Raw genomic sequence first — 17489 nt, 5'->3', positions numbered from 1 at the left:
AGATAGCTTGCAGAGCACATATCAATTTTCAAAAGTTTTATTTTAGCATCATACACAATAACCTAGCTATTTAGCGTGTATAATGTAAAGCTTCGGCTCCGCTTAAAACAATGAAATTCATTCACACTTTTACAAAAATCTATCACTATAACACCAGCAATTTATTGCTCTATCCATAATTTTACGCTTGCTAAAAAACTTATAAATGTAACAATGTTTTTATCAAGCATTTGAAAGATACCCTTCAATTTTTCAACAAACTTCACTAATATTCTCGTTAATTGAGTGTTTTTTATAGTCTTCCTGGAAGAGTCCGCGATCATAAAGAAAAATCTCTTACAACATAAATATCTCTATTGAAATGTTTGATCTCTTCTTGTCTATCTTTCATATAAAAAATTAAAATTTTAACGATTAATCTCATTATATAAAAATAGCTCTGTGAATAAATGCTCTGATGACATTAATATTTTTTCTGTAGTGTATAATGTGGGAGTGAGGGTATTGTTTGATTTCTACAAGAGTATTTTTATGGATATCAATTCTATTATTCTATGCTAATAATCCGGTACAGTTATACATATGGTAGAGTTTACTCCATGAATTATCGGCATATTTATCATGCTGGCAATTTTGCTGATGTTTTTAAACACATTATTGTCACTCGCATTGTAGAATATCTCAAACGCAAAGAAAAAGCTTTTCGCGTTATAGATACGCATGCTGGAATCGGTATTTATGACCTTTCTTCTTTAGAAGCACATAAAACAGGAGAGTGGCGCGAAGGTGTCCAACGACTTTTTTCAACTCCTATCCCAGAAGATTTAAGAACACTCCTTTGTCCATGGTGTGATATCATTGATGCCCTCAATAAAGGGGAAAAAGAAATTGTATTTTATCCTGGATCTCCTGTTCTTATTCGTCAATTATTACGGAAACAAGATCGCCTCACCGCAATAGAATTGCACAATGAAGATTATCATATTTTAGCAAAAAACTTTGCAGGAGATTATCAAACAAAAGTTCTGCATTTAGATGGTTGGCTTTCCTTAAATGCTCATGTACCACCAAAAGAAAAACGTGGGTTTATCCTTGTTGACCCTCCCTTTGAAAAAACTGGAGAGTTTTCCCGCCTTATTGATGGATTAACGAAAGCCTATCGTCGCTTTTCTGGAGGAATCTACGCTTTATGGTATCCTGTTAAATATGACAAAGAAATTGAAAGTTTTCTTCACGCGCTTTATCAAACCGGAATTCCTAAGATTCTACAGCTTGAAATGCGTATCCGAAAAAGTTCAAGTCCACCGACAATGAATGGAAGTGGTATGATTATTATTAACCCTCCCTACCTTTTGGAAGAAGAAATGAAAAAACTCAGCCCCTTTCTTATCAACCGTCTGGGACAAGATGAAAATGCCCAAATAACGCATAAGTGGCTTCAAAAAGAACATCTGTTATGTTAGATCTTTCTCTGATATTTTTTCTAAATCAAATATCATGTTGTAAAATACAAAGGCATTAAATGATAAAGTTCTTTGATTCTTTGGATAATACCAACATATTATAATGGTAAGCTAATAACGATCAGCGTGAATTAATTTTTTTCCTTTTAGAAAGTCTATCCTCTTAATCATCATGGATTTCTTATTTCAATCATTTTAATGGATAAATTGGGCAAATTCATAAAGCTGTCTTAGAATAACAACTCTCATATTTTTTATGAAAGATCGGCTCTCTAAAATCATACTCTTATGTTATAAGATATTATTTATAGAAAAAAATTATAAAGACATAAATAATCATTATTTAATAAAAAAGAATATTTCATATATTAAACAAACAACATATTCGTAACAAACGGAATGGTCCTGAAAAATAATACAAATTGTCCGCAAAATGAACGGGAAAAACTTTCTTTTCTCTCTAATATTACATGGCATAATGCCAATCAAAGCAATGAGAAAAATCAATTCCAAGGTATCAAATTCATACAAGAGTTTGTTAGACACCTTCCGCATAAGCCAGGGGTTTACCGGATGATTGGTGAAAATGGTGATATTCTTTATGTTGGCAAAGCCCGTAATCTCAAAAAACGTGTTTCAAACTATACACGTGAACAAGGACACAATAATCGTATTACCCGGATGATTCGTGCAACATATCATATGGAATTTATCGTCACCCATACAGAAACAGAAGCACTCCTTTTAGAAGCCAATCTCATCAAAAGATTGCATCCACATTTTAATGTACTCCTGCGTGATGATAAAAGTTTTCCTTATATTATGATTACAGATGATCATCGAGCGCCTGCACTTTACAAACATCGTGGTGCTCGAACACGAAAAGCTCACTATTTTGGTCCTTTTGCTTCTGCTGGTGCAGTGACACAAACAGTTCATGTTTTACAACGCGCCTTTTTATTACGAACCTGTACTGATTCAGTTTTTGAAAACCGTACACGCCCCTGTTTGCTTTATCAAATTAAGCGATGTTCTGCACCTTGTACTCATGAAATTAGTGACAGTGATTATAAAGAACTGGTGAAAGGAGCAAAAGCGTTCCTTTCGGGAAAAGATCAATCTATTAAAAGCGATATGGTTCAAGCTATGCATAAAGCCGCAGAAAATCTTGATTTTGAACAAGCAGCTTCCTATCGTGACCGCTTATCAGCCCTTTCTCACATACAAAGCCATCAAGGTATTAATCCTCAAACGATAAAAGAAGCGGATGTATTTGCAATTGCGCAAAAAGAAGGAATGACCTGTATTCAAGTGTTCTTTTTTCGCATGGGGCAAAATTGGGGAAACCGTGCCTATTTTCCTAAAGCAGATCCCTCTTTTTCCCGTACTGAAATTTTAGCGAGTTTTCTTGCCCAATTTTACGATGATAAACCACTTCCCAAAAGCATCCTTTTATCTGAAGAAATTGAAGAAAAGGCACTTCTTACAGAAGCATTTAGTCTCAAAGCAAACCACAAAGTATCCCTCTCTTTACCCAAACAAGGTGAACGGAAAACTCTTGTTAATCGTGCCTATCTCAATGCTCATGAAGCACTTGAACATAAGCTTTCTGAAACAGCCACCTATACAAAATTGCTTCAAGGTCTTGCTAAAACATTCCAACTACCTGTTCCTCCACGCCGGATAGAAGTCTATGACAATTCTCATATCATGGGAACAAATGCTGTAGGGGCTATGATTGTTGCTGGTCAAATGGGATTTATTAAAAATCAATATCGAAAATTCAACATTCGCTCAACAGATATCACGCCTGGCGATGATTTTGGCATGATGAAAGAAGTGATTAAACGAAGATTTTCACGCCTTATCAAAGAGTATGATCTGCCAAATAGAAGTCATGACATAAAAGATGATGATCTTTTTCCCATTTGGCCTGACCTTATCTTAATCGATGGTGGTGAAGGACAAATCAACAGCGTACATGCAATACTTGCTGAATTACAATTAAATGATCTCTTCACAGTTGTTGGAATCGCCAAAGGTGTTGACCGTCATGCGGGACGTGAACGATTTTTTATAAAAGGTATTCCCCCCTTTACACTTCCTCCACGTGATCCTATCCTCTATTTTTTGCAACGTCTGCGTGATGAAGCACACCGTTTTGCGATTGGAACTCATAGGATAAAACGAAAGAAAGCAACATTCAAAAACCCACTTGATGAAATCGAAAATATTGGTCCGACAAGAAAGCGTGCATTGCTTCATCATTTTGGAAGTGCCAAAGCTGTTGCTAGTGCCTCATTTGAAGATTTAAAAAAAGTTACGGGAATTTCTATGACAATTGCACAAAAAATTCATAACCATTTTCATGAAAAATAAGCTTGTTTCATAACCTTCTCCTTGTTACGTTAAGGAAATATATTCTCTTTCACAAGAATTAAAAATGGCTCCATGAAAAATCATACTTTTTCTTTTCCAAATATTTTAACTTATGCACGAATTGTTGCAGTCCCAATGGTTGTTGCATGCTTTTTTTTAGAAGGGCGGCTACAATCAAGTGATATCACTCGCTGGATTGCTGTTTCCATTTTTATCGTTGCATCCATTACTGACTTTCTTGACGGTTACCTTGCTCGTATTTGGGAACAAACATCCAATATTGGTCGCATGTTAGATCCAATTGCCGATAAACTTCTCGTCTCTGCTTGTTTGCTCTTGCTTGCCGCAGACAGTACCATCGCTGGGTGGACACTATGGGCAGCTATTATCATTCTTTGCAGAGAAATTCTTGTATCAGGATTACGTGAATATTTGGCTGAGTTAAAAGTTAGTGTTCCTGTCTCTCGTCTTGCAAAATGGAAAACTTTTGTACAGATGATCGCTATTGTATTTCTTTTAGCTGGACCAGCCGGTAATAAAATTTTCCCTTACACAGTAGAGTTTGGCATTACTATGTTGTGGATTTCTGCCCTCCTTACATTGTGGACAGGGTGGGATTATTTTCGTGCAGGTTTAAAACACGTTATCCTATGAATCATATGGAATTTTATAATGGTGATTTATCTTTTTGTACTTAAATAAGAGATGAGAATAGCATAAGATTGATTTATTTTAAATCTATTAATGATAGATCATTAAAACACTTTTTTGCACATTACAAGTAAGGGTAGCGTGTAGATAAAAACTCTTCAGAAAAGAGTAAATAGGCTTTATATTTTCGTAAAAGCAGCTGCAATATTAAAAGCTAAAAAAACGATTAATGCTTCATATGCTTTCAAAAAAATCTATAATCTTATAAGCAAAAAACCGAAACATAGTGTTTCGGATTTTTGCTTCTTATATACGCTTTATTATTATAAACGCTTTATTAACCAACAATTTCTGCCTCAGAAAACCAAAAGGCGATTTCTGTTTTTGCCGTTTCAGCACTATCGGATCCATGGACAGAATTTTCGCCAATCGATAAAGCATGAACCTTACGAATTGTCCCTTCTTCTGCATCACTAGGATTCGTAGCCCCCATTACTTCACGGTTTTTAGCTATTGCATTTTCACCTTCCAAAACTTGTACAACAGTTGGACCAGAAGACATGAATTCAACCAATTCACTAAAAAAAGGACGTTCTTTATGAACAGCATAAAATTTTTCAGCCTCACGTTTGCTCATCCAGACACGTTTAGACGCAATAACACGTAGCTCCGCATCCTCAAGCATTTTAGTAATTGCGCCAGTCAAATTACGACGGGTTGCGTCTGGTTTAATCATCGAAAAAGTACGCTCTAAAGCCATTTAACCACCTTTATTTCATTTATAATATTCTCTAGCCATTTCTATAGCGAGCAAGGAACCCTTTGCCAAGTGACTCTGCAAAAATCTACACAAATTCTCAAAAACATAGAATAAATTATAAAGAAAACTTTAATAAAAATACCTGCAATTGCTCATCCCATCATAAAGATACGCTACAGAATCTCAATAAATATTGAATCTTCTTTCATAATCTTAAATGCTTCCTATCAAAATTATCATTGAAATCAATCAAAAAATAACCATGTCGTTAGAAACTATAGCGTACACCTAAAATACCCTGAAGGGACTGTTTTGTTTTACGCCCTTTAATATAATGGGCCTCACCATATAACTTTAACTTCTCACTCACTAAACTGCTTAAACCTATTCCTAATTTACCTGCATTCCCCGATAAGTCAGTGGTAAATGGATGGCGTTGATTAATTAACGTTTGATTGTCATCTTTATTCTCACGCAACCATGCTGCTGTAATATACGCAAACGATGAGGAATCTATATGAGAACCAAATTCATATCCTAAAGATAAGCCAACCTCATTGCGTAATGAAGTGAATGGACGCATGTCACCTGTCATGTCATTCGATAACTTTATTTCTTTACCTTCAACTTGCAACCATGTAAATTGTCCATAAGGCTGTAACCAACTGTTCTTTGACGTCTTAAGTCGATAACCAGCTTCAAAGGAAGTTCCCAATGCCCTTTGAGTATATGTTCCTTCAATCTCTAAACCATTCGTTGAAACGGCTTTTAGAGTATTTTGATAATGATTGTATTTTAAAATACCATCGAGATACCATCCACTATGATCAAAATAAGTGACATAAGCACCAATACCATAAGTATTGATTCCACTGTTACCCCCCCGTGCATGCGCAACACGGGCACGATCATAACTGCCAAAACCACCTATATAAAATTCTCCATTTTCCCACTCGCTTAAACCATTGATCCCCAAAACGATACCGGTCTGATCCAGTTTAAAATCTATATGCTCTGTAGTAACACTCTCTTTAGATTTAATCGCATAGGTCCATAAAGCCGTATTCTTTTTACTTTTATCTAGAATTCCTCTTCCCGCACGTACGGTTTGCATTTCATTGTGAAAAACCATCGCTGGAGCCACAGACATAGACAATACCGCATCTGTAGAGGGAGTGGTCAAAAAGTGAGAAACTGAAAGTTTCTCACTCAATTGTGGAAAAGGTTGTTCTTTATGAACTGGACGCACAATCATTTGATCGGCTAAAGATTGAGAAGAGGTTGAAACAGCAGTTTGTTGTTTTTCATCAGAAAGAGGATGAGGACCTGATGGAGGTAACGCTACAAGAGTCTGATTTTCTTGAGAGGGAGATACAGAAACACTAGAGACATTCTGTGCCCCTCTTAAATGACGTGGAGGTCGTGGTTTAGATGGCTGTTTTTTAGTAAGTGAACGAGGACCGGTATTTTTTCCTTCAGAAGAAGCCCCTTGATCAGACTGTGTACCCGTATCAGCAGACAATGCAAGAGGAATCTTCGCTTTCTTATTCACACACTCTACTTCAGAATTAGAACCTTCCGTATCTCCAGAAGCTCTACTTAAATACCAAATTGTAGCACTACCACTAGAATCAGCACATCTTCCTCTCTTCACTAAGCGATACTGATAGGTTCCACCATCAACAGCTGTAATGTCCTTGCCCAAAAGATCTGCCAGAGTAAAATTAGCTCCGCCATTGTGGCTTCTATCGGTAATTAACGGAAGCTCAGTAACCAAACTATTCCTTTGTGAGAGAGGACCTGTAATTTCACGTCCAGAATCTGCAATATTTATTTTGTGATTCCCTGAGCCCTCACCAATCAACAAATAATCACTCGCATCCCACGTAGCGCTAATATTGAATCGAAAATGTAAATCCCCTGAAAGTCTCTCAACATAAAGTGAAATATGACGTGGATCATACGGAATAGAAGAAAAAATAACAGTCCCACTCTGCCCCCCTAAATCTTTAATTTTAATCTGTGGTTTTTCTCCTATCTTCCGTTCACCAACCTCAAATATTATCTCATCCACGCTCTCTTCTATAGGAATTTTTTTCTTAGTTATATGATTTGTCCTATCGCCAGCGAATAAATAAAGTTCTCCACCACCATTGATCCTTACTTCTCCAACGACTTCTTGTACACCAACATGGAACCACGATTTAGCAAAATCCGTAATTGTTAAAGTATCTACAAATCCCATAGGATATACAACTTGAATAGCTTGATCCTTCAAAGTAGTTTTCACAGACTCCCCTAGTGCTAAGACATGCTGTCTCCCATTCCCAGAAACTTCTGTAAACATTGCTCTCCCCCCTTCCTTTCTTTGCCCCGCATAAATATTTTGTTCTCCATCATTTCCCACTTTCGCATACCAAGCACCTCCCCCATCATACACATTCTGCTGTCCCACTGCTCCACCTCCACCCGTAACTGTGGAATTATATGCACTACTTCGTCTAACCACGCGTGTAAAATCAATATTTGGCTCTTCATGAATAAACTGCTGACCTCCCCAAATTTTGGCGCTCATTGCAATTCCTGCTCGTGTAACTATTTGCATCCCTCCTTTTTTAATAGTGGACCCCACGGAAGTTTTTCCATTCTCAACAAGCTCTACATCACCATATTCAATCGTAATATTATTTTTGAAAAAACTAGCAATCAGTTCTAAATTTTTTTCTTCCTCTTCTCTATTTCCCACATCTGTTGCTCTTGTTAGCACTCTATTCCTACTCTCAACTACACTTGCAGATTGCAAAAGACAACTACTGATCATCAATACTGAAAAACTTAATTTGTATTTATACCGCATTATCCACACTCCACTCTCAATTATTTAGAAAAATACCCCGCGACTACATAGATAGCTCATTTTAGATTGTATCATAATGTGTTTTATTTATGTCTAAATACAATTTTTTAGTGTATTTTTTAATTTAAACAACTTAAAGTTGTTTATCTATAAACCACTAAAAAAACTCTAACTTAAGGCAGAAAAATTGAATAAAATTCAAAATGTTCACTTAAGTTAAAGGAATAATTTGCATATCTGGAATTATAGATGAAAAAAATGCTCGTGTCCTTTAATGGGGCCCCCTCTTCACGTAAAACAAAACGCCATTGGGTTGTACATTCACTCACTTGTTTTAAAGAGACATCTCTCAATGCACTCAAGCCCATTTCGCCACGTCATCCATGAATGATATACCGGTAAAGCCATTGATCCCCCAATCTTTACGCTTATGAAGAAGCGAGCCGATATCATCATACACTTTTCCAGCCCTAAAATGTTGCAACGCGACACCCTTTGGTACTTGAGGCAGTTTATAAGAGGTATTTTTAGTTCTTTCTTGTACAATTTTTATCCACGCAGGCTTCCCTGCTTGTGACGTGCAAGAAAATGGTTTTGATTGATTCAACATAAACAGATTTGGAATGAGAGAATCCTATGATTTTCGCGACTCTCATTCAACATGCATAGAAATGAATTATTATTATAAATTCAGTATGTTGCCTTTAAAAGAGAGAGTATAAAGACATTTCTACTATTTGAGAAAGTCCTTACACTCTCGAGAAGACATAGCCGAACGTTATCTGTTTAAGTTTGCAAAACAATTACATTTGTAAAGTTAATCAGCCATGCACACATATTTAGAAACTATAGCGTAATCCTAAAATACCTTGAAGAGCATTCTTAATCTTATGTCCTTTTAGATAATGTGCTTCCGCATAAAGTGTTAGTTTATCATTGACCGAACCGTTTAAACCAATTCCCAATTTACCCGCACTGCCTGATAAATCTGTAATAAATTTATACTGGTTATTAATTGTCGTATAATTATTATTTATATTCTCACGCAACCAAGCTGCCATAATGTAAGCTGTTAATGAAGTTTCTGAACTCACAAAAAATTCATGTCCTGCAGTCAATCCAACTTCACTGCGGAATGAAGTTAATGGGCTTAGATCACCTATCATTCCATTGGAAAGTTTTATTCTTTTACCTTCAACCTGCAAACCTGTTAGCTTGATATAAGGCTGCATCCAAGTATTCTGTGCCGGTTCAAAATAACAACCAATCTCAAATGATCCACCTATCGCCCACTGATTGTAATGACTTTGAATGGCTAAACCATTCGTTGATATGGCTTTCAAATTATCTCGGTAATAATTATATTTCAAAACACCATCCATATACCATCCACGATGATCAAAATAAGTTGCGTAAGTTCCAATACTATAAGAGCTCAAATCGCTGTCACCACCTCGTGCATGAGAAATACGTGCTTGATCATAACTCCCGAAACCACCAACATACAACTCTCCATGCCTTAATTCACTCAACTGATCAGCACCAAAGACTAAACCTGTCTGCCCAAGCTTAAAGTGTGTATGGCCTGTCGCAACACGTTCTCTGCTCTTAATCCCATAAGTCCATAATTCGATATCTTTCTTATTTCTGTCCCAAATTTTTCTACCATTCCGTATAATTTGCAACTCATTATTAAAAATAAGCCCAGGAACTACGGACAACGTTAACACTGCATCTGTAGAGGGGGTTGTTGATGTTTCTCCAGGAAAAAAAGGATTTGTCGGATTTGGTATAGAAGGTTCTGGTCCACTGAGGCGGTCTGCCGATAAAAACCAAACTTTTCCATTTTCATCCTTTCTTTCTTTCAAATCATACATATAAGTCCCACCATCAATGGCGTTAATTTTTTCACCCTTAAGATCTGTCAGCGTAAAATGCGCTCCACCACTTTGATCCGTAATTAAATCACGCTTATTTGAAAAAGGATCCGTGATTTCAACTCCAGAATCAGCAACACTTATTGTATGTTTCCCAGCGCCTTTCTCAACCAAGAGATAATCACCACGGTTATGGGCAATCGTAGTATTGAACGCGAAATGTAAATTTCCTGAAAGATTATTCACATGAAGCTGAGAATAATATGGATCAGAACCTGTAAACGAAAAAATAACACTCCCTTCACCACTTAATTTTTGTATCAAAGAACTTTTTCCATCAAACTCATCAGTAATAGAGTATAGTTTTGTATCTTTTCCATTTAAAATAATATCTTCTACTGTGGTGCGCTGTTGATCATTTCCAGCATAAAGATGGATCTGCCCAGAATGGTTTACTTGTGTCTTGCCTTCTAATGTTGCTCCAGCATGCACCCATGATTTTGTTTGATCATTCATTGTTAGATTTTTTACAGATCCATCAGTATATATTTCCTGAATAGCACTCTCATTTAAAGTGACTCCAATAGCCTGACCGCCTTTTAAGATACGTTGTTTACCACCACCAAAAACTTCTGTGTCAAATGCAAAACCACCATTTTTTGCACTTTGAGACTTTTGTCCAACCTCTTGGACACCCCCTTGCATAACTTTTGTATTCCAAACTTTTCCGCCATCATATACTTTTTGTTGGCCTAGTGTTTCATCTTGACCATAAATGATAGTATGAGAAGCACTACTGCCTTTAATCTCTCCTCCAATATCCCCCTCGCCGAAAACAAGCTGCTCACCGCCATAAATTTTAGTCCCCTCTACTTTCCCTCCATTTCCAACACTTTGGTGCCCGCCTTCTTTAACAACAGCATTTTTCGAAAAACCTTGTTTTCCCTTTAAAGCCTGAACATTTTCAATTCCACCATGTTCAATTTTACTATTCTCACTGAGTCCTCCTGCATACACATAAAGCTCTGCACCATTCCTTACAGTGTTATTAATGGATCGCCCTGGACTATCAATCTCACCATCATTTGAAACGTATGCTTTACCTTCATTATCAAGGATATAATTTTCTAACATTGCCCCATCTTTAATGGAAATAAGTTCAGGCTTTTTAAGAAATGCAGTATTTTGTTCTTGTGCATTATATCCAGCATTGTCACGATGACTGCTGTCAAGCTCCTGTTGACTCGCAAACACTCTAGCACCCTTATCCATGATAAAATCTCTAGGCTTTTTCAAAAAGTCTAATTCATTGCGCGTTCTTACCATGACATCATTAGAGGCTCCAAGTATGCATCTGCCTGTTTTCATATCCTCATTGTATTGATCTTGAAATACTTTATCATCTTCATAACTTGAAGATTGACAAAAAAGTGCTGTTCCCCCCTCATTTGCAGCAGCAGCTTGCACAAAACAGCTGCTCAACATGAGTATCCAAAAATTTCGTTTCCATTTATATTGTAGAGCCATATCCTCCCCCCTTCACGCCTGCATAGACACTAAACGTAATTAGCTCTACAAAACATATTTTCAACCTTAGATTGCAATAATCCTTCTTAAAAATCCCCCTTATCTCATAAAAAACCGTTCTTTATAGTTTTTAAATACTTTTTTGATCAAGAATATAAGAGCGCTTTTATAGTGCTTCTTTAGCATTTTCTCGGAGTTTTCTTATCAAAGATAAAAAGTAATGCATAATCAAGTATATAAGGCTATACAGTTTATCATGAATAACGAAGCTGCGTGCTCTGAAAAATTGTTCTCTGATGCTGCATTAAAAACTTTAAAAAACTAATCATACATTTAAAGATAACTAAAAAATAACCATATCGTTAGAAACTATAGCGTACACCTAAAATACCCTGAAGGGACTGTTTTGTTTTACGCCCTTTAATATAATGGGCCTCACCATATAACTTTAACTTCTCACTCACTAAACTGCTTAAACCTATTCCTAATTTACCTGCATTCCCCGATAAGTCAGTGGTAAATGGATGGCGTTGATTAATTAACGTTTGATTGTCATCTTTATTCTCACGCAACCATGCTGCTGTAATATACGCAAACGATGAGGAATCTATATGAGAACCAAATTCATATCCTAAAGATAAGCCAACCTCATTGCGTAATGAAGTGAATGGACGCATGTCACCTGTCATGTCATTCGATAACTTTATTTCTTTACCTTCAACTTGCAACCATGTAAATTGTCCATAAGGCTGTAACCAACTGTTCTTTGACGTCTTAAGTCGATAACCAGCTTCAAAGGAAGTTCCCAATGCCCTTTGAGTATATGTTCCTTCAATCTCTAAACCATTCGTTGAAACGGCTTTTAGAGTATTTTGATAATGATTGTATTTTAAAATACCATCGAGATACCATCCACTATGATCAAAATAAGTGACATAAGCACCAATACCATAAGTATTGATTCCACTGTTACCCCCCCGTGCATGCGCAACACGGGCACGATCATAACTGCCAAAACCACCTATATAAAATTCTCCATTTTCCCACTCGCTTAAACCATTGATCCCCAAAACGATACCGGTCTGATCCAGTTTAAAATCTATATGCTCTGTAGTAACACTCTCTTTAGATTTAATCGCATAGGTCCATAAAGCCGTATTCTTTTTACTTTTATCTAGAATTCCTCTTCCCGCACGTACGGTTTGCATTTCATTGTGAAAAACCATCGCTGGAGCCACAGACATAGACAATACCGCATCTGTAGAGGGAGTGGTCAAAAAGTGAGAAACTGAAAGTTTCTCACTCAATTGTGGAAAAGGTTGTTCTTTATGAACTGGACGCACAATCATTTGATCGGCTAAAGATTGAGAAGAGGTTGAAACAGCAGTTTGTTGTTTTTCATCAGAAAGAGGATGAAAACTTCCTGAACCTAAGACTTCAATAACATGACTTCCAAGAGAGGAAACAGTTGGAGATACAGAAGCCTGAGATTTTTGCCTTAAGTTTTGGCGGTTTTTTCTTCGACGTGGCAATTTAATAACATGCGCTTGTGGTGCTGCAATAGTTGAAAGAGAAAAAACTGATTGATTTTGATTTAAATGCCGCATAGATCTGCTTCTGTGTGACGCACTATCCATGTAAACTGCAGTCAAATACCAAATTTTTCCCTCTTCATTTTCAATATTTTTGTGTTTTAAGCCATAAGTATAAGTTCCTCCATCAACCATTACAGTTTTTGCGCCAGAAAAACTTTGTAGAGTAAAATGTGCGTCACCACTTTGATCAAAAATTAAATCAAGTCCTGCTGAAGAAGGATCAACAATTTCAATACCAGAATCTACGACACTTATTGTATGAAAACCACTCCCATTCTCAATAAAGAGGTAATCACCTTTTTCTTCTGCAAGGCTAACATTAAAGTTAAAATGTAGACTCCCTGCTAGATTATCAATGTAAAGCTGAGAGTAATATAAATCATCTTCAAAAGAGGTAAAAATGACTTTTCCTACACCGCTTAACTGCTGAATGCGTGTACTTTTGTCGTCAAACCCACGAGCAACGGAGTATAATTGAGCATCTTCTCCATTTAATTCAATGTTTTCTACTATAGTTTGTTGACCATCGTCTCCAGCATCAAGATGGAGCCCACCAAAATCCTGAACTTTTATTTCTCCTCCTAATATTGCACCAGGAGAAATCCATGAATTAGCATTACCTTCAATCGTTAGATTCTTTACAATTCCACCTGCATAGACTTCTTGAACACCACCAGTGCGTAAAATGACTGTATTTGCTTCACCTCCTGCTAAAACACGCTGCACACCCTCTGAAAAGATTTCAGCATTTACAGCTAAACCGCCGGCTTTTTCTGCAAAGTTATCATCATTAGGAAACCACTTAGCAAGAGTTTGTATTCCTCCACTCATCACTTTTGTTCCCACAGCCATCCCATCATCATATACATTCTGCTGTCCCGGCGTATCACCTTGACCATAAAGTGTCGTGTTATAAGCGCTGCTCCCCACAATTCCACCATTTACATAACCATCTCCGAAAACAAGCTGCTCCCCACCATAAATTTCAGCTCTCAATGCGGTTCCTCCTCCCTCCACTTTTTGTTTTCCACCCTCGTAAATAATCGTAGATTCTGAGACCCCCTGTTCCCCTACAATCTCAGTACCACCATTTTCAATGGTTGTATTTTTACTGAAACCACCAGCTTCAACATAAAGTCTTCCTGATCCCTGAATTGTATTATTAATAGACTTCTTAAGAACACCTTGCTCTCCATCATCAGAGACATAAACTACGTTATCATCACCGAGCAAAGAGCTTTGTAGAATTCCTCCTCCTTCGCCAATACTGTAATCAATTACATCAGAGATACTAAAATCTTTTGACGATATCATATTTTCTTCTTTTTCAGGAAGCTTATCTATAGGCGACTCCGCATGAGGTGAAGGGATTACAGGAGCAGAAATTATTTGTAACGTAGTCAAATACCAAGTTTTTCCCCCATTATCATCTTTTGTCTTTAAGCCATACATGTAGGCTCCACCATCAATCGTACTCGTCTCTTCACCAGAAAAATCTGTCAGAGTAAAATGCGCATTTCCGCTTTGATCATGAATTAAATCAAGCTCCAAAACTAAATTCTGATCTTGTAGAGGAGAATTGGTAATTTCAACACCAGAATCGATAACGCTTATGGTGTGATGACCTGCTCCTCTTTTTATCAGAAGATAATCACCGCGCTGTTCTACAAAATTAGTATTAAACCTAAAATGTAAATTACCTGAAAGATTACCGACCTCAAGTTTAGAATAATGTGGATTAAACACGGTAGAAGTAAAAATAACGCGTCCATTCCCGCTTAAATCCTCAATCAAAGAGCTTTCACCATCCATCTTGGAAGCAATAGAGTATAATGTGGTATCTTTGTCATTTAAGACAATTTTTTCTACTTCAGTACGAGATCGCTCAGCACCAGCATAAAGATAAATCCGTCCAGAATCATTAACCGTTGTCTTTCCTTCCAATGTTGCGCCACCATGTAACCATGATTGTGCTTGATCCTTAACGGCTAAATCTTTTACATAACCTCCTAAATCTATTGCCTGAAAAGCAGTCCCTTCTAAAAGAACGCCAATCGCGATTCCTCCCGCTAAAACATGTTGCTGTCCACCAGAAAAAACCTTCGTATCAAAGGCAAAACTGCTATACTCGTCTAGATCCTCTTCTCCATAAAGATTTTGTATCCCTCCTTCCATGATCTGTGTGTTAAAAACCTCTCCATCATCATACACATTCTGATATCCTCGCACTCCATTCTCACCAGAAACGATAGTGTCATAGGCGCTGCTCCTCACCATCGCACCTTTAATATCAGACTTTCCTGAAACAAATTGCTCACCTCCGTAAATTTTAGCCCCTTCAGCTTTTCCCCCCTCTTTAACCTTTTGTTGCCCACCTTTATGAACAATAGTATCCTGTGAAAGCCCCTGTGTTTTAATAAGCTCAGTGCCACCTCTTTGAATTGTCGTATACAAGCTAAAACCACCGCTATAAACGGAAAGCTTTCCACCATCTTTAACTGTATTACTAATTGAAGTTTCTCCATTGCTATCAACTTCCTTGCTACTCGTGTCAAAGCTAGGATCTGCAATAGAAACAGTTGTTCCTTGATCAATTGTGAGTTCTGTAAGTAAATCACTTGATGAACCAGTATATGGTTTCAATACACTATCAAAAACTTGAGAAGTTGTCTCATCAATGGTGTGGTTTGCATCTAAGTACCAAATTTTACCAGTACCCTTATTGTTTCTATGTTTCAAACTGTACCGATAGGTTCCGGCATCAACAGTTCCGATTTTTTCACCAAAAGTGTTTGTCAGAGTAAAATGAGCATTTCCACTGCGATCAGTAATTAATTTAAGCTTTTTGTAAGAAGAATTTGTAATTTCACGCCCAGAATCAGCCACACTTATTGTGTGAGAACCAGAGCCCCTTTTTTTAATCACAAGATAATCACTAAGCTGCTTGGCAAAATTGACATTAAAATCGAAATGTAAAGAACCTGAAAGATCATCGATATTAAGCTGTGAATAATGCTTATTAGTCCCTAAAGACGTAAAAATAACTCTCCCATTTCCTTTTAAATTCTTAACATTAATCTCAGTTTTTTTGCTGTTATCTTCAGACGCAATAATGTATAGTTTGGTATCTTCTCCATTTAAATTAAGATTGTCTACTTCCGTAACAGCTTCACCATTCCCAGCATAAAGATAGAGGTTGCCAAAATTATTAACATTTGTATTTTCACCTAATATCGCACCAGCAAAAACCCATGATTTTGCTTGATGATTAATTGTTAGATTATCCACGTATCCAGAATCATATATCTTCTGAGTAGCTCTATCGTATAAAGTAACTTCGCTCGCATTCCCTCCTGCTAAGATATTCTGCGCACCATTTTTAAAAAGTTCTGTACTCAGTGCAAAAGCCTCTTCATTTATTGTAAAATCCTCACCCTCTATATCAGTATCTTCTGCAAAGCCGTTATTAGAATTCTCTTTACCATCAAGATTCTGGACACCTCCTTTCATAACCTTTGTGTCAACAGCCATCCCCCCACTATAGACACTTTGTATTCCTAGCATTCCATCTGCAGCATGAATTTCAGTGCCATAAGCACTACTTTCCTTATCTTTACGCGACAAACCAGTTCCAAGGACCCCTTTACCAAAAATAATCTGCTCACCACCATAGATTTTAGCCCCTTCTGCATTTGCACCACTCTCAACAATTTGTTTACCACCTTTTTTAACAGCGGCATATTCTGAACTGCTCAGATTTTGGACGAATTCAATACCACCACTCTCAATTGTCGTATCCCTGCTAACACTTGCTGCATCAATGTAGAGTTTTCCCCCTTCTCTAACCGTATTATTAATGGAATAAGCTGCATCTTTATAGTTAAAGCTATTTATTTCAGAACCTTCAGAGTCACGGTTAGTAATATAGATCGCAGCACCATCGCTTATTATTGAATTTGTGAGTACTTCAAAGAATAGGTTTTCTAATCTCTTCCTTTCCTCTTCTGAAAGATCACTTCCTTCTGCTGTCTGTTTATTCTCTATCTTTTTTGATCCCCCCTTTTTTTCTTTTAGTCCCCTCACTTCTGATAACAACTTTCTTGTCTCTTCTAGGTGTTCACTGATACTTACTGGTGTTAATAACTTTTCTCTTGGTGTAGCTACTCCATATGCACTCGCAATCTTGACAAAAAAACCACTGGCCATTACCGCACAAAAACTTAATTTCAATTTGCGTTGCATTATTTACACTCCATAATTTTAAATTTAAATTCTCCCATTTAGAAAAAAGTGCATAGATCAAAACAACACAACGTAATTGCTCAACCTCATGTCTTTTAAGATAGCAAAGCATTCGATGGATTAAGCTCTGACAGATCA

The 17489-nt window shown here is 36.9% G+C and carries 8 protein-coding genes; 3 read left to right on the top strand and 5 right to left on the bottom strand.

Going from position 1 to position 17489, the window contains the following annotated elements:
• Window positions 1-599: 599 nt before the first annotated feature.
• The 3 genes from ACFINH_RS01220 to pgsA all read left to right on the top strand — a co-directional run bounded on the left by ACFINH_RS01220 (window position 600) and on the right by pgsA (window position 4496).
• Window positions 600-1463: a 23S rRNA (adenine(2030)-N(6))-methyltransferase RlmJ gene (locus tag ACFINH_RS01220; protein ID WP_375631751.1), complete on the top strand. Its 864-nt coding sequence runs from the start codon at window positions 600-602 to the stop codon at window positions 1461-1463.
• A 399-nt stretch (window positions 1464-1862) separates the two neighbouring features.
• The gene (gene uvrC / locus ACFINH_RS01215; RefSeq protein ID WP_375631749.1) at window positions 1863-3842 is read left to right on the top strand and encodes an excinuclease ABC subunit UvrC; all 1980 of its coding nucleotides are present in this window, start codon (window positions 1863-1865) and stop codon (window positions 3840-3842) included.
• 72 nt (window positions 3843-3914) lie between these two features.
• Window positions 3915-4496 carry a CDP-diacylglycerol--glycerol-3-phosphate 3-phosphatidyltransferase gene (gene pgsA / locus ACFINH_RS01210; protein ID WP_273723320.1) on the top strand — a complete coding sequence of 194 codons (582 nt, stop codon included), beginning with the start codon at window positions 3915-3917 and terminating at the stop codon, window positions 4494-4496.
• A 334-nt stretch (window positions 4497-4830) separates the two neighbouring features.
• On the opposite strand, the gene ndk is transcribed toward pgsA, so the two are convergent.
• The 5 genes from ndk to bafA (ACFINH_RS01185) form a co-directional block, all read right to left on the bottom strand.
• Complete coding sequence (gene ndk, locus ACFINH_RS01205; protein ID WP_375631747.1) at window positions 4831-5253, bottom strand: nucleoside-diphosphate kinase; 423 nt, start codon at window positions 5251-5253, stop codon at window positions 4831-4833.
• A 268-nt stretch (window positions 5254-5521) separates the two neighbouring features.
• Window positions 5522-8110 carry a BafA family autotransporter gene (gene bafA, locus ACFINH_RS01200; protein ID WP_375631745.1) on the bottom strand — a complete coding sequence of 863 codons (2589 nt, stop codon included), beginning with the start codon at window positions 8108-8110 and terminating at the stop codon, window positions 5522-5524.
• Between the two features lie 358 nt (window positions 8111-8468).
• Entirely contained in the window at window positions 8469-8594 is a 126-nt protein-coding gene (locus ACFINH_RS01195; RefSeq protein ID WP_375631743.1) for a hypothetical protein, read from the bottom strand.
• A 355-nt stretch (window positions 8595-8949) separates the two neighbouring features.
• Window positions 8950-11514, bottom strand: coding sequence for a BafA family autotransporter (gene bafA / locus ACFINH_RS01190; protein WP_375631741.1), 2565 nt, complete (start codon window positions 11512-11514; stop codon window positions 8950-8952).
• Window positions 11515-11876: 362 nt separating this feature from the next.
• Window positions 11877-17351 carry a BafA family autotransporter gene (gene bafA / locus ACFINH_RS01185; RefSeq protein WP_375631739.1) on the bottom strand — a complete coding sequence of 1825 codons (5475 nt, stop codon included), beginning with the start codon at window positions 17349-17351 and terminating at the stop codon, window positions 11877-11879.
• Window positions 17352-17489: the final 138 nt, after the last annotated feature.

The sequence above is a fragment of the Bartonella sp. AA74HLJMH genome, from assembly GCF_042197045.1.
GTDB lineage: Bacteria > Pseudomonadota > Alphaproteobacteria > Rhizobiales > Rhizobiaceae > Bartonella.
This window is presented reverse-complemented; position numbering and strand designations above follow the sequence as displayed.